This is a genomic window from Acinetobacter sp. CY73 (assembly GCF_059515865.1).
This window is the reverse complement of the sequence record NZ_JCAKMZ010000003.1, coordinates 17,955-40,810: the sequence shown is the minus strand read 5'-3', so window position 1 is coordinate 40,810 and position 22,856 is coordinate 17,955. Positions and strand designations below refer to the sequence as shown.

25 protein-coding genes are annotated in these 22,856 nt (G+C 39.1%); 16 read left to right on the top strand and 9 right to left on the bottom strand.

What is annotated here, in order from left to right:
* Nucleotides 1-137: 137 nt before the first annotated feature.
* On the top strand, nt 138-680 hold the full coding sequence (locus tag AC5YD2_RS02775) for a cysteine peptidase family C39 domain-containing protein (protein ID WP_496124846.1): 543 nt from the start codon (nt 138-140) through the stop codon (nt 678-680).
* Between the two features lie 91 nt (nt 681-771).
* Here the strand turns inward: AC5YD2_RS02775 and AC5YD2_RS02770 are convergent, their stop codons facing one another.
* The 3 genes from AC5YD2_RS02770 to AC5YD2_RS02760 form a co-directional block, all read right to left on the bottom strand.
* On the bottom strand, nt 772-2,418 hold the full coding sequence (locus AC5YD2_RS02770; protein WP_496124845.1) for an acyl-CoA synthetase: 1,647 nt from the start codon (nt 2,416-2,418) through the stop codon (nt 772-774).
* A 229-nt stretch (nt 2,419-2,647) separates the two neighbouring features.
* The gene (locus AC5YD2_RS02765) at nt 2,648-4,267 is read right to left on the bottom strand and encodes a glutamate synthase-related protein (RefSeq protein WP_496124844.1); all 1,620 of its coding nucleotides are present in this window, start codon (nt 4,265-4,267) and stop codon (nt 2,648-2,650) included.
* A 301-nt stretch (nt 4,268-4,568) separates the two neighbouring features.
* Complete coding sequence (locus AC5YD2_RS02760; protein ID WP_496124843.1) at nt 4,569-5,636, bottom strand: hypothetical protein; 1,068 nt, start codon at nt 5,634-5,636, stop codon at nt 4,569-4,571.
* Between the two features lie 240 nt (nt 5,637-5,876).
* On the opposite strand from AC5YD2_RS02760, the gene thrS reads away from it, so the two are divergent.
* Nucleotides 5,877-7,799: a threonine--tRNA ligase gene (gene thrS / locus AC5YD2_RS02755; protein ID WP_496124842.1), complete on the top strand. Its 1,923-nt coding sequence runs from the start codon at nt 5,877-5,879 to the stop codon at nt 7,797-7,799.
* Between the two features lie 5 nt (nt 7,800-7,804).
* Nucleotides 7,805-8,356: a translation initiation factor IF-3 gene (infC, locus tag AC5YD2_RS02750; protein WP_496124948.1), complete on the top strand. Its 552-nt coding sequence runs from the start codon at nt 7,805-7,807 to the stop codon at nt 8,354-8,356.
* 85 nt (nt 8,357-8,441) lie between these two features.
* Here infC and AC5YD2_RS02745 read toward each other — a convergent pair whose 3' ends face one another.
* A complete protein-coding gene (locus AC5YD2_RS02745) occupies nt 8,442-8,912 on the bottom strand; it encodes an Hsp20 family protein (protein WP_496124841.1) in 471 nt (156 codons plus the stop codon).
* A gap of 319 nt (nt 8,913-9,231) precedes the next feature.
* Here AC5YD2_RS02745 and AC5YD2_RS02740 point away from each other — a divergent pair, with 319 nt between their 5' ends.
* The 3 genes from AC5YD2_RS02740 (at nt 9,232) to AC5YD2_RS02730 (ending at nt 10,648) form a co-directional block, all read left to right on the top strand.
* Nucleotides 9,232-9,855 carry a glutathione S-transferase family protein gene (locus AC5YD2_RS02740; protein ID WP_496124840.1) on the top strand — a complete coding sequence of 208 codons (624 nt, stop codon included), beginning with the start codon at nt 9,232-9,234 and terminating at the stop codon, nt 9,853-9,855.
* An 80-nt stretch (nt 9,856-9,935) separates the two neighbouring features.
* Entirely contained in the window at nt 9,936-10,220 is a 285-nt protein-coding gene (locus AC5YD2_RS02735; RefSeq protein ID WP_496124839.1) for a hypothetical protein, read from the top strand.
* Nucleotides 10,220-10,648 (top strand): YqaA family protein, encoded by a 429-nt coding sequence (locus AC5YD2_RS02730; protein ID WP_496124838.1) that lies wholly within the window; start codon nt 10,220-10,222, stop codon nt 10,646-10,648. Before AC5YD2_RS02735 ends, AC5YD2_RS02730 begins: the two co-directional genes overlap by 1 nt.
* Before the next feature lie 39 nt (nt 10,649-10,687).
* On the opposite strand, the gene AC5YD2_RS02725 is transcribed toward AC5YD2_RS02730, so the two are convergent.
* Nucleotides 10,688-11,419: a TonB family protein gene (locus AC5YD2_RS02725; protein ID WP_496124837.1), complete on the bottom strand. Its 732-nt coding sequence runs from the start codon at nt 11,417-11,419 to the stop codon at nt 10,688-10,690.
* Between the two features lie 308 nt (nt 11,420-11,727).
* On the opposite strand from AC5YD2_RS02725, the gene rpmI reads away from it, so the two are divergent.
* Both rpmI and rplT read left to right on the top strand, forming a co-directional pair.
* A complete protein-coding gene (rpmI, locus tag AC5YD2_RS02720) occupies nt 11,728-11,922 on the top strand; it encodes a 50S ribosomal protein L35 (protein ID WP_004278281.1) in 195 nt (64 codons plus the stop codon).
* Nucleotides 11,923-11,934: 12 nt separating this feature from the next.
* Nucleotides 11,935-12,294, top strand: a complete 360-nt coding sequence (gene rplT, locus AC5YD2_RS02715; protein WP_151837196.1) for a 50S ribosomal protein L20 — start codon at nt 11,935-11,937, stop codon at nt 12,292-12,294.
* A gap of 49 nt (nt 12,295-12,343) precedes the next feature.
* On the opposite strand, the gene AC5YD2_RS02710 is transcribed toward rplT, so the two are convergent.
* Nucleotides 12,344-13,534 carry a hypothetical protein gene (locus AC5YD2_RS02710; protein ID WP_496124836.1) on the bottom strand — a complete coding sequence of 397 codons (1,191 nt, stop codon included), beginning with the start codon at nt 13,532-13,534 and terminating at the stop codon, nt 12,344-12,346.
* 49 nt (nt 13,535-13,583) lie between these two features.
* Here AC5YD2_RS02710 and AC5YD2_RS02705 point away from each other — a divergent pair, with 49 nt between their 5' ends.
* The 5 genes from AC5YD2_RS02705 (at nt 13,584) to ybiA (ending at nt 15,597) form a co-directional block, all read left to right on the top strand.
* Nucleotides 13,584-13,958, top strand: a complete 375-nt coding sequence (locus AC5YD2_RS02705) for a hypothetical protein (protein WP_496124835.1) — start codon at nt 13,584-13,586, stop codon at nt 13,956-13,958.
* Nucleotides 13,959-14,007: 49 nt separating this feature from the next.
* Entirely contained in the window at nt 14,008-14,544 is a 537-nt protein-coding gene (locus AC5YD2_RS02700) for an AAA family ATPase (RefSeq protein WP_496124834.1), read from the top strand.
* Nucleotides 14,541-14,714 (top strand): hypothetical protein, encoded by a 174-nt coding sequence (locus AC5YD2_RS02695; protein ID WP_496124833.1) that lies wholly within the window; start codon nt 14,541-14,543, stop codon nt 14,712-14,714. The genes AC5YD2_RS02700 and AC5YD2_RS02695 overlap by 4 nt, the downstream gene beginning before the upstream one ends.
* A gap of 20 nt (nt 14,715-14,734) precedes the next feature.
* Nucleotides 14,735-14,965 carry a GNAT family N-acetyltransferase gene (locus AC5YD2_RS02690; protein WP_496124947.1) on the top strand — a complete coding sequence of 77 codons (231 nt, stop codon included), beginning with the start codon at nt 14,735-14,737 and terminating at the stop codon, nt 14,963-14,965.
* Between the two features lie 83 nt (nt 14,966-15,048).
* On the top strand, nt 15,049-15,597 hold the full coding sequence (gene ybiA, locus AC5YD2_RS02685) for a riboflavin biosynthesis intermediates N-glycosidase (RefSeq protein WP_496124946.1): 549 nt from the start codon (nt 15,049-15,051) through the stop codon (nt 15,595-15,597).
* A gap of 19 nt (nt 15,598-15,616) precedes the next feature.
* On the opposite strand, the gene AC5YD2_RS02680 is transcribed toward ybiA, so the two are convergent.
* The gene (locus AC5YD2_RS02680; protein WP_496124832.1) at nt 15,617-16,675 is read right to left on the bottom strand and encodes a hypothetical protein; all 1,059 of its coding nucleotides are present in this window, start codon (nt 16,673-16,675) and stop codon (nt 15,617-15,619) included.
* A 182-nt stretch (nt 16,676-16,857) separates the two neighbouring features.
* Here AC5YD2_RS02680 and pheS point away from each other — a divergent pair, with 182 nt between their 5' ends.
* The 3 genes from pheS (at nt 16,858) to AC5YD2_RS02665 (ending at nt 20,634) form a co-directional block, all read left to right on the top strand.
* On the top strand, nt 16,858-17,838 hold the full coding sequence (gene pheS / locus AC5YD2_RS02675) for a phenylalanine--tRNA ligase subunit alpha (protein WP_496124831.1): 981 nt from the start codon (nt 16,858-16,860) through the stop codon (nt 17,836-17,838).
* Between the two features lie 121 nt (nt 17,839-17,959).
* Nucleotides 17,960-20,341, top strand: coding sequence for a phenylalanine--tRNA ligase subunit beta (gene pheT / locus AC5YD2_RS02670; RefSeq protein WP_496124830.1), 2,382 nt, complete (start codon nt 17,960-17,962; stop codon nt 20,339-20,341).
* A complete protein-coding gene (locus tag AC5YD2_RS02665) occupies nt 20,338-20,634 on the top strand; it encodes an integration host factor subunit alpha (RefSeq protein WP_496124829.1) in 297 nt (98 codons plus the stop codon). The genes pheT and AC5YD2_RS02665 overlap by 4 nt, the downstream gene beginning before the upstream one ends.
* A gap of 201 nt (nt 20,635-20,835) precedes the next feature.
* Here AC5YD2_RS02665 and AC5YD2_RS02660 read toward each other — a convergent pair whose 3' ends face one another.
* Both AC5YD2_RS02660 and rho read right to left on the bottom strand, forming a co-directional pair.
* Nucleotides 20,836-21,120, bottom strand: a complete 285-nt coding sequence (locus AC5YD2_RS02660) for a hypothetical protein (RefSeq protein ID WP_496124828.1) — start codon at nt 21,118-21,120, stop codon at nt 20,836-20,838.
* Nucleotides 21,121-21,533: 413 nt separating this feature from the next.
* The gene (gene rho, locus AC5YD2_RS02655) at nt 21,534-22,802 is read right to left on the bottom strand and encodes a transcription termination factor Rho (RefSeq protein WP_496124827.1); all 1,269 of its coding nucleotides are present in this window, start codon (nt 22,800-22,802) and stop codon (nt 21,534-21,536) included.
* Nucleotides 22,803-22,856 lie beyond the last annotated feature (54 nt).

Sequence of the window (22,856 nt, the reverse complement as noted above, 5' to 3'; positions counted from 1 at the left end):
TTTCAAACCTTTTAAAATTGCACTGCATTTTTTAGTCAACTGATTTAGATTTGCATCGAAGCTAAGTTGAATCTTTATTCAGTGAGCTAAAGGTATGAATGAAGCAATCATAATGACCAGCCCATATGAGCCCTGACATGAGTATAGTCATACCCCAAGAGTTACAGAATCTGGAGTCAAACTGCGGTGTATTTGCAGTGTGGATGGTATTACAGCATTGTGAAATAGAGATCGCATTTAGTCAGCTACTTGAAATTTTAAACTATGATTCTGAGGTTGGAACCTTTGGCATTGGATTGGCAGTGGGATTGAAACGATTAGGCTTCAATGTGTTGTTCCATACCGATGAGGATTTGGATCAGCATGAAAATGAACCTGCTCTATATCAAGCTGCACAAAAGATGAATATTCAGGTTCAACCCGCACTGGGTTATTCTGAGCTTCTGAATGAAGTACAACAAGGTGCTTGGGTAATCGTGTATTACGACACCTTGGATGGTATTGGTAACCATTCCCTGATCTATGACATTGATGAGCTTGAAGTTCAATTTTTTGATTCTTTTGAAGCCATGCCTGCTGATATTTTTGAGCAACAACGCGCAGTTGAGGGTATTTGTCGTCAAGCGATTGTGATTAAACCCTTATTACATCTTGAAACTGAATCCGTATTTTATTCCTAAAAAATTAATTTCAAGACGATAAAATAAAAAGCGACCCAATCGGTCGCTTTTTATTTTAAGGAAAATTAGCCTTTCATCAGATTTTGATCACTTAGGTGAATTCACCGACTGAGCGCTCTTTTGCCCATTCACGCAGAACGAATTTTTGTAGTTTTCCTGTCGATGTTTTTGGAATTTCAGTAATAACCACATCTTTAGGTACTTTAAAGCGCGCGAGATGTTGTTTGCAATGCTCAATAATCTCTTCAGGGGTTGCTTCAGCCCCTTGCTTGAGTTCGATAAATGCACAGGGTACTTCTTGCCAGCGTGGATCAGGTTTTGCAACGACGGCAGCTGTCATCACTGCTGGATGTTGATAAAGGACTTCTTCAACTTCTAAGGATGAAATATTTTCACCACCTGAAATGATCACATCTTTTGAGCGATCCGTAATTTTTGCATAACCATCAGGCTGACTCACCGCTAAGTCACCTGTGTGGAACCATCCGCCTGCAAAGGCTTCTTCAGTGGCTTGTTTATTTTTCAAATAGCCTTTCATGACGATGTTTCCACGGAACATGATTTCGCCCATGGTCGTTCCATCGTTGGGAACAGGCTGCATGGTGTCAGGGTCTAGTACTTTCATGCCGTCTTGTAGCGGATAAGGTACACCTTGACGCGAATGGAGTTGAGCCTGTTCCTGAATAGAAAGGTCGCTCCAACCCGCTTGAGAAGCACAAAGCGCAGATGGGCCGTAGGTTTCGGTTAAACCATAAACGTGGGTGACATTCACACCGAGATTACGCATGCCTTCAATGATTGCTGCTGGAGGTGCAGCACCTGCAACCATGACTTCTACTCGATGCTCAATTTTGATTTGTTTATCTTTTGGCGCATTGATCATCATGGAAAGGACAATCGGTGCACCACAGAAATAATCGACTTTATGCTCAGCAATCAGTTTGAAAATTAACTCAGGGTCAACCTTGCGTAAACAGATGTTGGTGCCGCCATTGGCTGCCATTGTCCAGCCAAAACACCAACCATTACAGTGGAACAGTGGCAGCGTCCAAAGATAAGTCGCACGAGGGGTCATACCGCAGGCAATGATATTGCTGGCTGCATTGATATAAGCCCCACGATGATGATAAACCACGCCCTTCGGGTTGCCTGTTGTACCCGAGGTATAGCTTAAACTGATGGCATCCCATTCATCTTGTGGTAAATGCCATTCAAAGTTACTGTCACCACCTTTGAGCCATTTTTCATACTCTATCTGACCGATCAAAGCAGTCGTGGCATGATTTTCATATTCAGTATCAGCAACATCAATCACATAAATATCTTGGTCAATGAGTGCCAATGCTTCTTGTGCAAGTACTGAAAATTCAGGATCGACCAACAGCACTTTTGATTCTGCATGTTCGAGCATAAACGCTAAAGTTTTGGCATCTAAGCGAGTATTTAATGTATTGAGAACAGCACCTGACATGGGAACAGCAAAGTGTGCTTCCAGCATCGCAGGAACGTTAGGAAGAAGTACGGAAACAGTATCGTTCTTTTTAATGCCGAGATTTTGCAGTTGATGCGCAAATTGGCGACAGCGATTGTATTTATCACGCCACGTAATACGACGCTGTCCATGAATAATGGCAGCTTGATCAGGGTAGATGTATGCAGCACGTTCTAAATAGCGCAAAGGGGATAAAGCAACAAAATTCGCTGGTGTACGTGGTAATTCATCATAAGCACTGACCATGGTGTTTCTCCAAAAGTATAATTATTCTTCCTTGCTACAAGATAAGAATTTTTTATCAAAAAGTCCTTTATGCTTTAGTCGTGTGTTATTTCGTCACTGGTGTGTTTTAGTGGGATTTTGTATCAATTATCAATCAGGCAACTTAAATCAAAAATAATTGTAGGGTCTAAAGGAAAGCCTACCCATTTAAATGAATAGACTTTAGCAGGTCTTGTATATCAGGATGATTTTAACGGATACCGCCGTATTCAATCCCAGTTAACTCGCTGATCTCTTTTTTCCAAGTGGTTAAATCACTTAAGTTAAATTGATTTAAGTGATGATGACCACATGCACGCGCCATGACTTTCATCAGTTCAGTCGAAGCATTAAAGAAATTTGCCAATTGTTGTGCTGATTTTTCAATTTCTAAGCGACGGCGTAAATGATCTTGTTGCGTTGCAATACCAACAGGACAGTCATTGGTTTGACATGCACGCATACCTAAACAGCCAATGGCTTGCATTGCTGAGTTAGAGACAGCAATCGCATCTGCACCAAGAGCTAAGGCTTTGATGAAGTCTGCTGGCACACGCAGACCGCCGGTGATCACCAAACTAATATCACGGCGACCCAAACGATCTAAATGACGACGTGCACGTGCTAAAGCTGGAATCGTGGGTACTGAGATATTGTCACGGAACAGCGTTGGAGCCGCGCCTGTACCGCCACCACGGCCATCTAAAATAATATAATCCACACCGATACTGAGTGCTGCGTCAATGTCACGTTCAATATGCTGGGCTGAGAGTTTGAAACCAATCGGGATGCCACCTGTTTCTTCGCGGATATAGTCTGCAAAAGCTTTATATTGAGCAAGTTCAGTCCAGTCTGGGAATGTCGCAGGGGAGATTGCCGCTTGACCTTCAGGTAAACCGCGCACTTCAGCAATTTTGCCAACGACTTTATGTCCAGGTAAGTGACCACCTGTTCCTGTCTTCGCTGCTTGACCCCCTTTAAAATGGAAAGCCTGACATTTTTTTACTTTTTCGATGTCATAGCCGAAACGTCCTGAAGCCAGCTCATAGAAGTATTTGGAGTTTGATGCTTGTTCATCATCCAGCATACCGCCTTCACCTGAACAAATACCTGTGCCTGCAAGTTCGGCGCCTTGTGCTAATGCAACTTTAGCTTCTTGTGACAATGCGCCAAAGCTCATGTCAGAAACAAAAAGTGGAATATCTAATTTCAGTGGCTTTTTTGCATTTTTGCCGATGATCACTTCTGTAGAGACATGAGCATCATCTAAAAGGGGAATTTTCCACAGTTGAGCTGTCACCAGTTGAATGTCTTCCCATTTTGGAAGCTGATCAAAAGGTACGCCCATTGACGCAGTTGGACCATGATGTCCAAATTTGCTTAAGCCATGTTTTGCCAGTTCTAAAATGAATCGATTATGCGGCTCTTCAGGTGCAGGCTGTGAATCTGCATATAAGCCCTGATACTGATCTCGTTTTATATTTTGCGGATGTTTTTCTTCCCATGCTGCAATTTCTTCAAGATCAACATAAACCTGACCATTTTCAATCCAAGCTTTAAATTTCTGTAAGTTTTTGGTGATATAGCGCGGGTTGATTCCGGTCTTGAAATTATAATGCGAGCCATGTAAACCGCAGACAAGTTTATCGCCTTGAATATGCGCATCAGACATGAGTGCGCCACGATGTTGACAACGCCCATACATGACCACAACTTGTTCGGGGTCATCCTCGGCTAATCTTAAAACCACCAGATCAACATTGGCTGCGAGTGCATAAGCCGGTTTTAAAACGTCTAATGAATCAAATGAAATGAGCGGATGTGCTTGCATGTGACCTGCCTATATATTTTGGGGGGGTAAAATTAAATAGATCTAAAGTGTTGATGAATCAATATGTTATTTTTAGAGGATAAGTTATTTTGGGTTGTATCCATTCATTCATGGATATCAGATTATGATCTCAATTAAAAATATCAAAAAATGCGTATTTAGTATGCCATGACAAGGATTTAGTTTTAGCAAGAATCTCAATAAGCTGTTTTCTAAATCTAGGACAATGCACGGATTGAGGGATATGAAAATAAAGCCACATATTTGTGGCCTTATTTAGGAAACTAATTTTTCAAGTAAATTATTTCAATGCATCCGCAAAAGCTTGAGCTGCAACTTTATTGAAGTAGGTGGTATACATATCGATCGCTTCATCAGGATCATCTTTTGAGTATTCAATAAAGTTCCCTGGAATTACACCTTCACCTGCATAAATCTTTCCGTTGTATTGAACTGCTGGATAAATGTCATCATTTTGCAAATACGCATATTTTCCAGTTTTAGTGTCCACTGGGTAGACTACGTTTTGACCTGAGAATTGATCCGATTTCCAGCTAAATCCACTTGGAAGTTGGTGTTTATTATCACTGATATATTCATTTAAATTACGATATTGAGTAATGCTTTTGTCATGGAAATCCATAATTGGTTGATTATAAATCTCTTGATCGATGTAATAAATTTTAGCATTGGCAGGGAAGATTGCATTGCTTTTCAAAAGCTTTGGATTGAGTTCGCTATCGGAGGATATCATCTGATAAAGTTCAGAATTAATTAAACGTTCATTTTGATTCGAGTTTTTTTCGTAGTAAGCAAATAAATCTGCAATTTTTTTACCGCTGACGTCGATTGATTTTAAATGCATCGCAATTTGACGTTCGGTTTGAGTATTACAACTATCGCTAAATGGAACAACTTGCAACGCTTCCTTGTTTTGCGATAATACATAGCCAAGCGGAAAGCCTGTAGACCCCACCTGCTGTTTAAATTGAGTGGTCAGTATGTTTGGAGAAATTTGATAAGCAGAATCAAATTCGCTAAAACTATTTGGGACTTGATTGGGAATCAATTGACTGACTTTTTGATACCAAACACCTTGATCTAGAAAGCTGGATAGGAAAAATACAATTGGCTTACCATTTTGTTGACGATCATTTTCAAGTTCAAATAATTCTTCTGAAAGAATACCTTGCCCCTTGGTTTTTAAATTTTTCGGTATGCCATTCACACACTCAATTGCTTGGTTTTGATCAAGGTTATCTGTAAACGATAGGTCATCCCCGCCACCGCCGCATGCGCTCAATAATAGAGAAGTTGTTATTAAGGATGTAAGCAATGCATTGAATCTAAATTTAGGTTTAATATTCATTGTGATCTCAATCAAAAGTTGTTGTTCGTTGTTATAAAAAATATAGTTTTGAGAATATTGTCATATTTTGGATGAGATCACTGTTAAATTTTAGTGAATGGTTTATAAAAAATGAATAAGGGTGTAAAATTTTCGCACATTATTTTGGTTGCACCGATTTTATCTTTTGAGGATTTCCTCGATCATAATCTCGCGGTGACATGCCCTATGGTACGGGGCATCACTCCTTAAGGATTTTTTATGCCAATTATTACTTTGCCAAACGGTGATCAAAAGCAATTTGATCAAGCGGTTTCAGTGATGGACGTTGCGCTCAGCATCGGACCAGGTCTAGCAAAAAATACAGTCGCAGGTCGTGTAAATGACCGTCTTGTTGATGCGTCTGATCTCATTACAGAAGATTCAACACTACAAATCATCACGCCTAAAGATGATGAAGGTGTCGAAATTATTCGTCACTCTTGCGCACATTTAGTGGGTCATGCTGTTAAGCAATTGTTCCCTGAAGCAAAAATGGTGATTGGTCCTGTGATCGAAGAAGGTTTCTATTACGACATCTTCAGCGAAAAACCATTTACATTAGACGATTTCGCAGCCATCGAAGCACGCATGAAAAAGCTGATCGATGAAGATTACGATGTTATTAAAAAAATGACACCGCGTGCTGAAGTGATCGAAGTGTTCAAAGCACGTGGCGAAGATTATAAATTACGTTTGATTGATGATATGCCGAACGAGACTCAAATGGGTCTGTACTATCATCAAGAATATGTCGATATGTGCCGTGGTCCACACGTACCAAACACTAAATTCTTAAAATCATTTAAACTCACCAAAATGTCAGGTGCATACTGGCGTGGTGATGCGAAAAATGAACAGCTTCAACGTATTTATGGTACAGCTTGGGCAGACAAAAAACAGTTAGCTGCTTATGTAAAACGTATTGAAGAAGCTGAAAAGCGTGACCATCGTAAAATTGGTAAAGCTTTAGACTTGTTCCATATGCAAGAAGAAGCACCAGGTATGGTGTTCTGGCATCCAAATGGTTGGACCATTTACCAAGTATTAGAACAATACATGCGTAAAATCCAGCAAGACAATGGCTACCAAGAAATTCGTACACCACAGGTGGTTGATTTTACCCTTTGGGAAAAGTCAGGTCATGCTGCAAACTATGCTGATGGCATGTTTACCACGCATTCTGAAAACCGTAACTATGCCATTAAACCCATGAACTGTCCTTGTCACGTACAAGTGTTCAACCAAGGTTTAAAGTCTTACCGTGATCTTCCAATTCGTTTGGCAGAATTCGGTTCATGTCATCGTAACGAACCATCAGGTTCTCTACACGGGATTATGCGTGTTCGTGGTTTTACGCAAGATGATGCACACATTTTCTGTACCACTGAACAAATTGGTCAAGAAGTAGCAGACTTCATTCAATTGACTTTAGATGTATATAAAGACTTTGGTTTTGAAGACGTTCAAATGAAATTGTCTACACGTCCTGAAAAACGTGTGGGTGATGACAAACTTTGGGATGTCGCTGAAAAATCTTTGGCGGATGCTTTAGATGCTGCAGGGCTTGAATGGGATCTACAACCGGGTGAAGGTGCATTCTACGGTCCAAAAATTGAATTTTCTTTAAAAGATTGTTTAGGTCGTATCTGGCAGTGCGGTACAATACAGTGTGACTTTAACTTGCCAGTACGTTTAGATGCATCTTTTGTCACTGAAGATAACGATCGTGATCATCCTGTGATGTTGCATCGTGCAATTCTTGGCAGTTTCGAGCGTTTTATTGGTATACTTATTGAACATTACGCAGGCTTTATGCCACCATGGTTGGCGCCAGTCCAAGCATGCGTCATGAATATTACCGATTCTCAAGCAGAAGCATGTGGGTCAGTGGTCGCTAAACTGCAAGAAAATGGCATTCGAGCGATTTCAGACTTGAGAAATGAGAAGATCGGCTTTAAGATTCGTGAGCGTACATTAGAGCGTATTCCTTACTTATTGGTTCTTGGAGACCGTGAAGTTGAGGAAGGTACAGTAAACGTACGTACTCGCTCTGGAACAAATTTAGGTACTATGTCAATTGATGCCTTCGTTGACTTAGTGAAAGCAGCCGTAGCCGAACGCGGCCGGTATATTGTGGAGTAAGAAAGATTAAACAGCCTGACCGTAACCAACAACAAGGTGCTAAAAGCAATCGTCCTGCATTAAATGACGAGATCCGTGCAAAAGAAGTACGTCTCGTTGGTGCTGAAGGAGAGCAAAAGGGCATCGTTTCTTTGGCTGAAGCATTGCGTGCTGCGGAAGAAGTTGAGCTTGATCTTGTAGAGATCGTAGCGAATGCAGAGCCACCTGTTTGTAAAATCATGGACTTTAACAAACATTTATTTGATCTGAAGCAAAAGCAAAAAGATGCGAAGAAAAAGCAGCATCAAGTTCAGGTGAAAGAAATCAAGTTACGTCCTGGTACAGACGTTGGTGATTACAACATCAAGCTGCGTGCCATTCTTCGTTTCTTAGAAGAGGGTAACAAAGTTAAAATTACTCTACGTTTCCGTGGTCGTGAAATGGCTCACCAACAGTTAGGTTTAGCTCAATTGCAAAAAATTGAAGCAGATGTAGCTGAATTTGGTGTGATTGAACAATCACCAAAAATGGAAGGTCGTCAAATGGGTATGTTAATTGGACCGAAAAAGAAAAAATAACATACGTTTATGACATAAAAAAAGCCCTGCAATTGCAGGGCTTTTTTTATGTTCAAACATAGAGTTTGATATTTTTAGGTTGAAGTTAATCTGATTGAACTGTTTTCTCAGTTTGATCTTTAGATTCTAAAAGAAGCTTTTTACCAATCGGAATTTCACGCGGTAACTTTTCTTCAGGAATAATCCGTTCTAAATCAATAATAAGTAAACCATTTTTATAATCAGCTTGTTGCACTTCAATATGCTCATCTAAACGAAGTGATAACTTAAAAGAGCGACGTGCGATGCCTTTGTGCAAATACTCAGTTGACTCATTTTGCAATGCATCAGGTTTTCCTGAAATCGTGAGTAATTGATTTTCAATGCTGAGGTTTAATTCACTTTGATTGAAACCTGCTGTGGCAACAATAATTCGATAGCGATTTTCACCGTGTTTTTCAATATTATATGGCGGATAATTCGGGGTATCACTTTGCATTGCATAATCGAAAAAGTCATGCAAACGATCAAAACCAATACTACGACGGAAAAGTGGGTTTAAGTTTAAATTGCTCATGATTAGAACCTTCTATATTTAGCAAAGTCATAAAAATAAGAAATCAGCCTGTCATGCTAAGCATCAACAGTAAGCAAACGAGTGAATCACTACAAATGAAGCATGTAGTCTCAGCTCAATCTTGCTCAAAATAAATATGTGATCTGGGTGAAAAATTTCAAGTGATCAATTTTAAAAATTTTTGAAAAAATAAGGATAGAGTTGGTGCATTTGCGCATATGGTTAATAATATGTGTATAAAACGTCCTTGTTGTTTCATCAGAGTTCTATTATGTTGTCTAGCAGAGCACCGAAATGGTGAATGGAGTAAAAAAGGCAAATGATCGATTTATATTATTGGGGAACACCCAATGGGCTTAAAATTAGGATTGCATTAGAAGAAATGGGTTTGGATTATCAAGTGTATCCAATTAATATTTTAGAGAATGACCAGTTTCAACCTGATTTTTTAAAAATTTCTCCCAATAATAAAATTCCAGCCATTGTCGATCAGCAAGGTCCTCGAGGTGAAGCGATTTCCATCTTTGAGTCTGGCGCTATCCTGCAATATTTAGGTCGTAAGACTGGGCTGTTCTATCCTCAGGATGAGCAACAGCGTGTCGAAGTAGAGCAATGGTTGATGTGGCAAATGGGGGGATTCGGACCAATGTTAGGTCAAAATCATCATTTTAGTCAGTTTGCTCCTGAAAAAATTCCGTATGCCATTGAGCGTTATCAAGCTGAAACTAAAAGACTGTATGGGGTACTCGATCGCCAGCTAATTGGTCAAGATTATGTCGCAGGTGATTATTCAATTGCAGATATTGCCATTTTCCCTTGGTTAATGCGCTATGAGTGGCAGGGAATAAATCTTGATGAATTTCCAAATGTTAAAGGATATTTTGAACGCTTAAAGCAACGCCCTGCGGTGGATAAAGCACTATCCAATATGAGTGTGAAATAACAGTGTTAAAAGAGTTGTGATAAGATAAAAGTGAAGAGTTAAACCACCGCAATGGTGGTTTTTTATTGAGTAAACGCCTTATGAAAACATTTATTTTAAACCTTACGAAGATGATTGAGACTAATCCACGCATCTATGCTGGTATTCTTTTGGGCTTAGTCGGGTGTTTATTGTTGCTCATTACTGAAGCAGTTCATATTCAATCTGTGGTAACAGAGTTGGCAACCAAACACCAATCTATCCTACGAGAAGTGATTCGCCCTTTGACACAGCGTTATGATTTAAGTCGTTATGGGCTTTTGATCGTTGGGATTGTGTGGTCTATTTATGAATATAAATCTACTAAGAAAAAATTAGGGCTTTAATGCTGAGTTTATTCTTTCTATTTATTTGTGCTTTGGGGGCTGCCACACTGTTGCCTCTCCAGTCGGAGGCTGTTCTTGTCGGGCTGCTTATTCAGGCTCAATACTCGGCGTTGATCCTGATTGCTGTGGCAAGCCTTGGAAATATTTTAGGTTCTTGTGTGAATTGGTATCTTGGGCTAAAGATAGAGAAGTTTAAAGATAAGAAATGGTTTCCTGTCTCCGAAGGTAAATTGAATCAAGCGCAAAATATTTACCATAAATATGGATTTTGGTCTTTGCTGTTGAGTTGGGTGCCTATTATTGGAGACCCAATCACTTTGATTGCAGGATTGATGAAAGAAAATTTCGTCCGATTTTTATGGATTGTCTCCATTGCAAAAATCGGACGTTATCTATTTATTTACCTTTTATATATTGGAATTGTTTAATGCTCTATTACTTATCTTAGAACAGGAAATTTAACAATTTTAATCACACTTTTGAAGATTAAACTCAATCTCATCCTTTAATTTGGATTTTTTATATATCCAGTATTGTCTAGGAACATCCACTTTCGCACCATTCACAGCAGTCAGTACCTGTTGATCTAGGCGATAAATGCCTGAGCCCTTGGTAATCTTCGAACTTTTCACGTCTCCATGTTTATTAACTTTGAAGCTAAATTTGATCTTACGAGTGTGATCATTTAAGTCTTCAGCACTGATCTTTAACTTGGGTTGGGTGAGATATTGAAAAGGAACTCTTCGATCTCCTTGTTGGTTATTCCATACTTTTGATTCAAATGTATAGCTACATGCTGACTCATTATTTTTACTCAAGTTCAATTTAAAGACTTGATAACCGATAATGGATAATTCATGACCTTGGTTTTGATAAGGTTTAGTTTTGCCTTTAAATACTGCGTTCAAGAGTTTCTGATCGAGTTTCGCCAATCCTGTACTTTCTTTGATAGAAGCATCGACGATTTTACCTGATTCACTGGCTTTGATTCGAACTATAGCAACACGGTCACGCCCAGCAAGATCTGAATCTTGGAAATCAACTTTAGGGAATTTGACCCATTCAATACGTGTAGTTAAATGCGCTGGTTCTGCCATCACCGTTTGTACGCCCAGTTTGGCAACGGTTTCAGCTGTTTGGCTATGCGCCATAGTTGTTGCACATAATAAAGTAAACGTAATGCAGGCAAGTGATTTCATAGTTTTAAGTCTTGTAAGGTGCGGCTGGATGAAGATGGCTTTGAATTGAGAAGCATTTTAACGCATACAGAGAAAAGAGCGTGAGTGGGGATACAATAATTGTTTATGTTTACTAGATTTAATGAACAAACAAAAAATCAATAAAAAGAAGATAAAAATTACTTAGAAATGTTCACTCGCATGCGTGACAGAAATGATGGTTTGTGCTTTTGTTTTAAACAAATATGCTTTAGAATATTCGCTCCCTTACCTGCAGGTCGTTTTGCAATGGTGCAGACGTTCCGAACAGGTGTTCAAAAGAGGTTGTTATGCCTAAGATGAAAACTCGCCGTGGTGCAGCTAAACGCTTTAAAGCGACTGCTAACGGTTTTAAGCGTAAACAAGCGTTCAAACGCCACATTTTGACCAAAAAATCTGCTAAGCGTATTCGTCAATTACGCGGCTGTGTAATGGTTCACGTGAGTGACGTTGCTTCAGTTCGTCGTATGTGCCCATACATCTAAGGAGATTTATAAATGGCTCGTGTAAAACGTGGTGTACAGGCGCATCGTCGTCATAAAAAAATTCTTGCTCGTGCTAAAGGTTACTATGGCGCTCGTTCACGCGTATATCGCGTAGCGTTCCAAGCTGTAATCAAAGCGGGTCAATATGCTTACCGTGACCGCCGTCAAAAGAAACGTCAATTCCGCGCTTTGTGGATTGCACGTATCAATGCTGGTGCTCGTTTAAACGGTTTGTCATACAGCCGTATGATTGCTGGTTTGAAAAAAGCTCAAGTAATTATCGATCGTCGCGTTCTTGCTGACATCGCTATGCATGATGCAGTTGCATTTGCTGCTATCGCTGAAAAAGCGAAAAGCGCATTAGCTGCATAAGTCTTTATGACTTAAAAAAGACCGCTTTTTAGCGGTCTTTTTTATTACCTCACTTTTTTGATATTTTATAAATGGCATAAATTAGCGCACATGTTGTAATTACAATATTTCCCCATTGAACGACAAAATTAGTCAGTGTCCAAATGGCGCAGTAACACCATATTAAATACCAAAAGAATTTTAATACCCCAAAAAGACTCAAAGAGACTTTAGGTTCTTCTTTCTGAAGGTTGGAATCAGCTAATAAGAATGTTTCATCGTAAGGAGATATGCTTTCATACCCTTTAGTGGCTTGATCGATCTGTAGATGAGAATTAGAGTTGTAATTATGATTTAACGGGATAGCATGACCAGAGAAATAGTTTGTATTTTGAAACCCTGAGTATTGATAGTGATTCGCTGCATTTTTTATGATGATAGGATGTAATTGGGTTAAGTTTCTAGTTGCGATATCAAACTGTTTTTTTTCATCGTCATTCATTTGAATGTAATCATTGTATTCATTTTTACAATGTGAAGCAGAGGCATAATACTTTTCTAAAATGGCAGTATTCTCAGTTAAATTTGAGGCATAATTTTTACGTATGGTAAAAGGCAATAATGGATACTGCTCTTCTTTTTGGCTATTAAATAAATCTCCTTCATAGCAATTATTATTATCTAAAGGAATTGGATAGATTCCATATCGTTTTGCGATTTCATTCGGGTATAAATTATTCTGTATGAAATTAAAAAAACTCTGCCAATCTATGGATGCTATATCTTTTTGTATGATTGGAATACTACTCTCTGATAGTTCATGCAAAGTGTAAGCTTCTGTATTGTCGTAATAGTTAGCGTAATTTGAATAAACAGGATAATTAGTATCATCATAAATTTGAAAGCTGGGTCGCTCTTTACTGAAGATTAAAACTTTGACGGTATTGTTTTGAAAATGCACAGCAATGCAAAAACTCGATTCACTATTAAAAAATGTGAAAAGCTTAGAGTCCGTAAGATCACTGAGTAAATCAGAACTTAGGTGAAGACTGATTTTGGTGGCTCCTAGAGATTTAAGATGTTCAAGTAGATGTGATGCTGAACCACATAATAGAGTGCCGTATTCTAGATCACGTAAAATTGGAAAATGATTAAAAAGGAGAGGATGTCGGTCTAAAATTTCACTTTCTACGGCACCATTTAAGTATTCATTACCATAACTCACAAATGCAATTTGACGGTAAGCTTGTTCTAAATACATTTATTATTATCCGAGTTTAAATTATAAAAATTTAGGAAATTATATCTCAGTGCGAAAACAATATCATTTTAGAAAGGTCGGTGAAGACACCTATATTTGGGATGTGGATCATTTAATTGATCAAAGTTCACATTTATCTGTTATCCAAGTTCAATTGAATGATATTCAAGAGTTGAGGGAGTCTTATTGGTTTCCAAATCATTATCCAACGACGCAGGAGTTAATAGATCATTTCCAATTGGTACAAGAAGCTGATTTAAGTTATCCCATTATTCTCTGTCCAGAAGGGCGAGTGATGGATGGTATGCATCGAGTAGCAAAAACCAAAATGATGAATCTGAATGCAGTTCAAGCGGTGCAATTTGAAGTTATGCCACAACCTGACTTTATCAATGTTGATGAAGATGATTTATCTTACGATTGAAGTAATATGTTCGACTTAATAAAAAGAAGACTAATGTGTGGAGGATAGTGTGAAAAGAATTAATGTCGTCGGAACATCTGCATCTGGGAAAAGCACCTTTTCTAAAGCACTTGCTCAGAAATTAGGTCTAAGTTATATCGAGCTGGATGATTTGTTTTGGTTGGATGATTGGAGAGAGTCATCTGATCAGGACTTTTTTGAAAAGCTACAACAGAAAATCGATCAAGCCCCTGATGGATATGTGATTGATGGGAACTATACTCGGACAAAGCATGTTAAGTGGAAAGACACCGACACAATTATTTGGTTAGATTTACCTTTCCACGTGAATCTGTATCGCTCAGTAAAAAGAGCATTACAGCGCGTGATTTCAAAACAAAATTTATGGCCAAATTCAGATAATAAAGAAAGTTTTAGAATGATATTGACACGGGATTCTATTATTTGGTGGATGATTAAAACGCATGCTAAAAATCGGAATAAGTACCTAGTAATGATGAGTGATACCGAATATTCCAATATTCACTTTATCCGCTTAAGATCGAGAACAGCGATCAAACAATTTTTAAATGGATTAGATGTATGATTCGGCAAGCGCATTTGAGGGATGTTGTTCAAATAGCAGCAGTTCATGTAAGCAGTTGGAAAGAAACCTATACAGGAATTGTAGATCAAAACATTCTTGATCAGCTTAATGAAGCAGAAAAAATTAATATTTGGCAAGAAGTGCTTCAAGATCCTCATCAAGTGGTTTAAGTGTATGAAGAAGTTAAAAAATCCTTGGATTTGCTGATTTTTACTTTGATGTGAATGGACAAGTGGGAGAACTTCGTGCAATTTACTTACTGAAAGCAATACAGGGTAAAGGTATAGGCTTAAAAATGATGCAACACGGTTTGGTGTTGTTGAAACAAAAGCAATGCCGCTTAATGAATATCGAAGTTTTTAATCTAAACCCAAGTCGTTACTTCTATGAAAAACTTGGTGCGAAGTGTGTTGGAGTCTAGGATGCTTCAAAATCTGGTCATGGTTTAAAGGTTTTACATTATCAATTGAACATATAAAGAATAAAAATGAAGGATTTCACATGATATCTGATACTCAATATTTAGTTGCATTACAAAAACAAGTTCAACAAGGCCAGCGCTTTAAATATATATGCTTTTGGGGACATACACCCAAAAATAATAGTATTGTAGATAAAAGCTGCTTGAGTCAGTGGTTTCCTGCACCGTTTGAGGTGGATGGCCAACTTTATAAAAATACCGAGCAATATATGATGGCGCAAAAAGCCAAATTGTTTGATGACCATGAGACATTTTCTAATATTCTTCTGACCGGAAATCCTAAAAAAATAAAAGCGCTTGGACGGTTAGTGAAAAACTATCAAGATGACACTTGGTTACAACATCGTTTTGATATCGTGGTTCAAGCTAATCTTGCTAAATTTTCTCAAAATGAAAAACTGCAACAGTTTTTACTGACGACAAAGGATAAAATTTTGGTAGAAGCCTCACCGCTTGATAAAATTTGGGGTATTGGTCTAGCTGAGCAAGATCAAGCTGCAGAACAACCATTAATGTGGAAAGGCTTAAATCTATTGGGTTTTGCATTAATGGAGGTACGCAAGCAGCTATAGAGCTCTCATAGTTCTATGATCACAATCCAAAATAATAAGCACAAATACAAATCATTGCCGTGATGATAATCAGTGTAAATACACCCGTTTTACCTGATTTGGTCGTTGGGGGTGTTACTGTTTCTTGATTTGAATTTATAGTTTTATTTTGAAAGAAACGTTTTTGATTGCTTGCCTCAGTAGACTCATCCAAAGGTGAAGTGACTGCAATCGGGGTGAGTCTGGCTGTTTTATAATGGTTCGCAACCTTAGTCACAAATTTGGCAGTTAAATCTTCTAATTTTTGGCGGAAATGGCGGATATTTAAAATTTCTTCAGAAGTCATTGCCTCACCAAGATCATTAAAAGGCTGTTTTAACTTTTTTTCTAAAGCTTGATCCAATGTTTCTAAGCGAATCAATGTTTCATGCGCATAACTCGCACTATAAGCATCAGGCAGTAATGACAAATCTAAGCTTTTAGAGGATGAATCTGGATGTGCTGTTGATTGCTGATAGCCAAAGTAAGATTGTCCAAGTTCTAAAGGTGGAATTAGTCCTTGAGCAAGAGGGCGATCAAAGAGTTCATTATCTGTATAGACATGAATATCTTCCCAATTGGGGTGTACTAAATCGGTATCTACACGTTTAGCGTGGCTTGCATTGAGTTCATAACGCCACATGGTTTCGATACGTATTGGAATCTTTTGAGCACTAGGCATCTCATAATCATTATCTGCAATGTACCAAGTCGCCAATTCTTTGCCACAAATCCAAGCTGTTTTATGACTACCAACGTGACTCACAATGAAATGAGCATAAGGCAACAGCTCAACATTTGGATTTGGATTTTTCTCATCTAAAAGTAAGCTTGAATTGTGTAAGCTCAGTTGGGTCACGCCTTGTTGTTTTAAGCCTTCGAGCCAGACTTGAAAATGCTGTGCCAGTAAATGCTGTGAATTTAGATCACGGAACGCAAAATAGTGCTGATTGAAAATAGAATGATTTACCCATTGCTTAAAGTTCAACTTTTGACTGAGGAACTCATTACCATAGGTAACAAGGGTGAGCTGTTGCTTCCAAATTGGATCAAGTGCCATTATTCATCTTCTTGGTGACAATGCGTTTATCTTATCCTTTTTATAAATCAAATTACTAATCAAATTCACGATCTATTTTTTCTTGTAGATTTACTGAAGAGTAGGCTTCATCCCACTGCATAAAAACTGTTAGAATGTGCAGTTATATTATTTTTTCTTATATTGTTGCTTTGAGAGTTACTATGTCACTGGAAGCCCTGACCACTGAAGCGCTCGCTGCCATTGCAGCAGCTCAAGACCTTGCTACACTCGATCAAGTACGAGTGCAGTTTACGGGTAAGAAAAGCCAGCTTGCTGAACAATCGAAAGCACTGGGTAAAATGGACCCTGAAGAACGTAAAGTTTTCGGTGCTCAAATTCATGCTGTACGTGAAGCGATTACAGCAGCTTTAACTGAGCGTCAAACCGCATTACAAAAAGTTGCCTTAGAACAAAAATTGGCAAGCGAACAAATTGATATTACCTTACCGGGTCGTGGTCAGACTGTGGGAAGTATTCACCCTGTGACTCAAGTTCAAGAGCGTATTTGTCAATTCTTTACCAAAGCAGGTTTTACCGTTGCCACTGGTCCAGAAGTTGAAGATGACTATCATAACTTCGAAGCATTGAATATTCCGGGGCATCATCCAGCGCGTGCAATGCATGACACCTTCTATTTTGATGCGAACCATTTACTTCGAACGCATACTTCAGGTGTTCAAGTACGTACCATGGAAACTCAACAACCGCCTATTCGTATTGTCTGTCCGGGTCGTGTATATCGTTGTGACTCAGATCAGACGCATTCACCGATGTTCCATCAAATCGAAGGTTTATACGTCGCTGAAAATACTAGCTTTGCAGAATTAAAAGGCTTGTTAATCAACTTACTGAATGAATTCTTCGAAAAAGATTTGAACGTACGTTTCCGTCCTTCTTATTTCCCATTCACGGAGCCAAGTGCTGAAGTGGATATTATGGATGAGCGTGGTAAGTGGTTAGAAGTATTAGGTTGCGGTATGGTGCATCCAAATGTACTTCAGGCTGCCGGCATTGATCCTGAGAAATATAAGGGCTTTGCATTTGGCTTGGGTGTAGAACGTTTTGCAATGTTGCGTTATGGCATCAATGACCTTCGTATGTTCTACCAAAATGACGTGCGTTTCTTACGCCAGTTTGCTTAAAACATTTATTTAATCCTCTCTTGCGAAGCCGTGCTTCTCATCTCCTATAAAAAGGAGATGGACTCAAAAAAGAATGAGAGTCTGAGGGGATTCTAGAGATTTGAATTATAGGTTTTTATTAATGAAAATTAGCGAAAATTGGCTACGTACGTGGGTAAATCCAGCGATTGATAGCGATACTTTGTCTGACCAATTGACCATGTTAGGTCTAGAAGTTGATGAGCTTGCACCTGCTGCAAAAGCATTTACGGGGGTGGTTGTTGGTGAAGTATTAACAGTTGAACAGCATCCAGATGCAGACCGCTTACGTGTAACCACTGTGAATATCGGTTCAGGTGAGCCCCTTCAAATCGTCTGCGGTGCACCAAATGTACGTGCAGGTATGAAAGCGCCTGTGGCAACAATCGGTGCTGTATTACCGGGCGATTTCAAAATCAAGAAAGGCAAACTTCGTGGTGTTGAATCACAAGGGATGCTGTGTGGTGCTTCTGAAATCGATCTAGAAGATAAGATTGATGGTTTATTAGAATTACCTGCGGATGCACCTGTGGGCGTAAATATCCGTGAATACTTAGAACTTGATGACAATGTGATTGACATCAGTATCACGCCAAACCGTGGTGACTGTTTCAGCATCCGTGGTATTGCACGTGAAATTGGTGTGATCAACCAATTGCCTGTAACTGTACCTGAAATCAAGGAAGTTGCAGCAACGATTTCGGATGAGAAAAAAGTTGTTGTTTCAACGGAAGGTTGCCCACGTTACTTAGGTCGTGTGATCAAAAACGTCAATACTAAAGCACCTACGCCAGTATGGATGGAGCGTGCTTTAGCGCGTTCTGGTATTCGTCAGCACAGTATTTTGGTTGATATTACTAACTATGTACTCATGGAACTGGGTCAACCACTTCATGCATTTGATGGTGGAAAATTTGAAGGTTCGTTACACGTTCGTCAAGCAACGGTTGCTGAAAAATTAACACTACTCAATGAGCAAGAAGTTGAACTTTCTGAAGATGTAATGGTGATTGCAGATGATGCAAAAGCATTGGCAATCGCAGGGATCATGGGTGGGTTATCTTCATCGGTAACAGATGAAACGACTGAGATTTTCTTAGAATCAGCATTCTTTGCGCCGCTTGCGGTTGCAGGTCGTGCACGTAAGTTTGGTTTGCATACCGATGCGTCTCAGCGTTACGAACGTGGTGTCGATTTTGAATTGCCATTGATTGCGATGCACCGTGCATCACAGTTAATTTCTGAACTTGCGGGTGGTGATTTTGGTCCAATTACCATTGCTGAAAATCAGTCCCTACTTCCAACACGTGAAGCGATTGAATTAAATCAGGCTCAAGTTGATCAACTCTTGGGATATACAGTTGAATCAGACTTTATTACTGATGCACTACAGCGCTTAGGTTGTGCTGTGATTGTAAAAGCAACGGGTGAGTGGTCTGTTGTTCCTCCATCACATCGTTACGATATGGCAATTTACCAAGACTTAATCGAAGAAGTTGCACGTATCCATGGCTACGACAATATTCAAATCAGCTTACCTGTGATTGATGTAAAACTTGCGAAGCATCAAGATCAGTTTGAATTGCCACAACTGCGTCAAACTCTGGTTACTTTGGGCTATCAAGAAGCAATTAGCTTTAGCTTCGCTGATTTAAAACTTGAAAAGCAATTGAACCCTGATATCAATCCTTTGGCATTGGCAAACCCCATTTCAAGTGATTTAGCGGTGATGCGTTCAACATTGCTTTCTAGCTTGATTCCTTGCGTTCAGTACAATGTGAACCGTCAACAAAGTCGTGTACGTTTCTTTGAGTTGGGCTTACGTTTTGATTATCAAGATGCTGCAAATATTCATGATTTGAAGCAAATCCCAACTTTGGCGATGATTGCAACAGGCGCGAAGTCGACAGAGTCGTGGCACGGCAAAGTACAATCTATGGATTTCTTCGATCTGAAAGGTGAAGTTGAAGAGCTGTTTGCTTCAGCACGTGTGGATGTTGAATATGTCCGTTCTGAGCGTGCTTGGTTACATCCTGGACAGTCTGCTGAAATTTTAGTAAATGGTCAATCAGTCGGTTATTTAGGTCGTTTACATCCTTCACTTGAAGAAAGCCTTGATTTAGCTGCAACTTGGGTGGTTGAAGTTGATCAATCGATTGTTTTGCAAACTTATGTATCTAATTTTACAGAATTATCACGATTTCCATCGGTAAGACGTGATATTGCGCTTTTAATTAATGATAAGATTAATGTTAGTGAAATTCAGCAACTTATCGAAAAAACAGGTGGCGAGCTTTTAGACTCTACTTGGTTGTTCGATGTGTATACGGGTCAAGGTGTTGAAGAGGGTAAGCGTTCTTTAGCGTTTGCAATTCTTTGGCAGCATCCATCACGAACACTTGAAGATGCTGAAATAAAATCCGGTATGGATCACATTATTCAAGTGTTGCAAGACACTTACCAAGCGACATTGAGGGCCTCATGACAGCATTAACAAAAGCAGAAATGGCTGATCATTTGAGCGAGCTGACGAGTTTAAACCGTCGTGAAGCTAAGCAAATGGTTGAGTTGTTTTTTGATGAAATTAGCCAGGCATTAATTGCGGGTGAGCACGTTAAACTTTCGGGTTTTGGTAATTTTGAGCTACGTGACAAACGTCAACGTCCAGGTCGAAATCCTAAAACTGGGGAAGAAATTCCAATTTCAGCACGTCGTGTAGTGACATTCCGTGCGGGTCAGAAATTTAGACAACGTGTTGGAACTGAGCAAGTTGAATAATTAGAGTTGATTGTAGAGCCTCGAATGGTTAACTATTCGGGGTTTTTTTATAACTATTATTTAATGTAATTTTATATTTTTTAGGTTATTTATTTATCTAATTTGGAACAGCAAACCGTTTCTATGCATCTATAAAAAATATAGATATAAAAAAAGAGAACCAAAGGTTCTCTTTTTTTCAAATAATAATCGAATCGATTATTATTGAGCAGTAGATGCAGCAGCAGTAGCATCAGCAGCAGCTTCTACAGCAGTAGATGCAGCAGCAGTAGCATCAGCAGCAGCAGCTTCAGCAGCTACAGCAACTTCAGAAGTAGCTTCAACAGCAGCAGCGTCAGCAGCTACAACAGCTTCAGATGCAGCTTCAACAGCTTCAGATGCAGCAGCAGTAGCGTCAGCAGCAGCTTCTTCAGTTTTTTTAGCACAACCAACGAAAGCTAAAGTAGTAGCAACGGCAGCAGCAATAGCGATTTTTTTGAATAACATGGCATCACTCTCATTAAAATATTAGAGACATAAAAAACCTGGTTAGTCTGTTGTGTGCTTTTATTGTTCCTGACGTTAGTAAGGTAAATAACGCATGGAGCAGCCTAACTGGTATGCGCACATGCTATCACTGCGCTTTTTGAAATACTACTGGGTGATTCAAAAAAAATGCTCAAATAGGTAAAAAAAAGATGTTTTTTTAACAGGTATTTACAATTGATTTTACATTTTATATTGGTAAAGGGAAGGTAAGCTTATAAATTCAAACAGATTTTTTAGCAATAAATGAGATAAATCACATGTTTACATCTAAGTTTACATAAAAAACCGCCAATTGTTATTTTATGTAACTTTTGTCAACGGGCATAAAAAAGCCATCTTAAAAGATGGCTTAAGTCTATAAAATTAAATCATTAGTTTGAGGCTTTACGCTTCATTTGATCGAAGAAATCATCATTGGTTTTGGTTTCTTTCATACGATCGAGCAAGAATTCCACTGCGGCAAGTTCATCCATAGGATGAAGTAGCTTACGTAGAATCCACACTTTACGTAAGTTGTCTTCAGACATTAAGCGTTCTTCACGACGTGTACCAGACTTTTTAATATTCATAGCAGGGAATACGCGCTTTTCAGCAATACGGCGATCAAGTGTAATTTCTTGGTTACCTGTACCTTTGAATTCTTCGTAGATCACTTCATCCATTTTACTGCCTGTTTCAATCAATGCAGTAGAAATAATGGTCAGTGAACCACCTTCTTCAATATTACGTGCAGCACCAAAGAAACGTTTAGGACGCTCAAGTGCATGTGCATCTAAACCGCCTGTTAATACTTTTCCAGAAGATGGAATAACCGTGTTGTATGCACGAGCTAAACGCGTGATTGAGTCCAATAAGATAACCACATCTTTTTTATGCTCAACTAAACGTTTGGCTTTCTCAATCACCATTTCAGCCACTTGTACATGACGAGCAGGTGCTTCATCGAATGTTGAAGCAATGACTTCACCGCGCACTGTACGTTCCATTTCCGTTACTTCCTCAGGACGTTCATCAATCAGAAGAACGATCAGGAAGCATTCAGGATTATTACGAACAATCGATTGCGCAATGTTTTGGAGCAACATTGTTTTACCCGCTTTTGGCGGAGCAACAATAATTGAACGTTGTCCTTTACCAATTGGCGCAATGAGATCGACAACACGCGCTGTTAGATCTTCAGAAGAACCATTCCCCAATTCCATGATCAGTTGTTCTGTCGGGAATAGTGGTGTGAGATTTTCAAATAAGATTTTGTTGCGAGAGTTTTCAGGTGTGTCGTAGTTAATTTGATTCACTTTCAGAAGTGCAAAGTAACGTTCACCTTCTTTGGGTGGGCGAATCGTACCTGTAATCGTATCACCTGTACGCAGGTTGAAACGACGAATTTGAGATGGGCTAATGTAGATGTCATCTGGACCTGCAAGGTAAGAACCCGCAGCAGAGCGTAAAAAGCCGAAACCGTCAGAAAGAATTTCAAGAACACCATCACCAAAAATTTCTTCACCATTCATAGCATGGCGTTTCAAAATGGCAAAAATGATATCTTGTTTGCGGTTACGCGCCATTCCTTCAAGGCCCATAAACTCAGCAATTTTGATGAGTTCGCCTATCGGTTTTTTCTTGAGTTCAGTTAAATTCATAAATGGTCAGATTGAATAAAGGTGTGTGGTATACAGAAAAAATAGAAGCAAAAG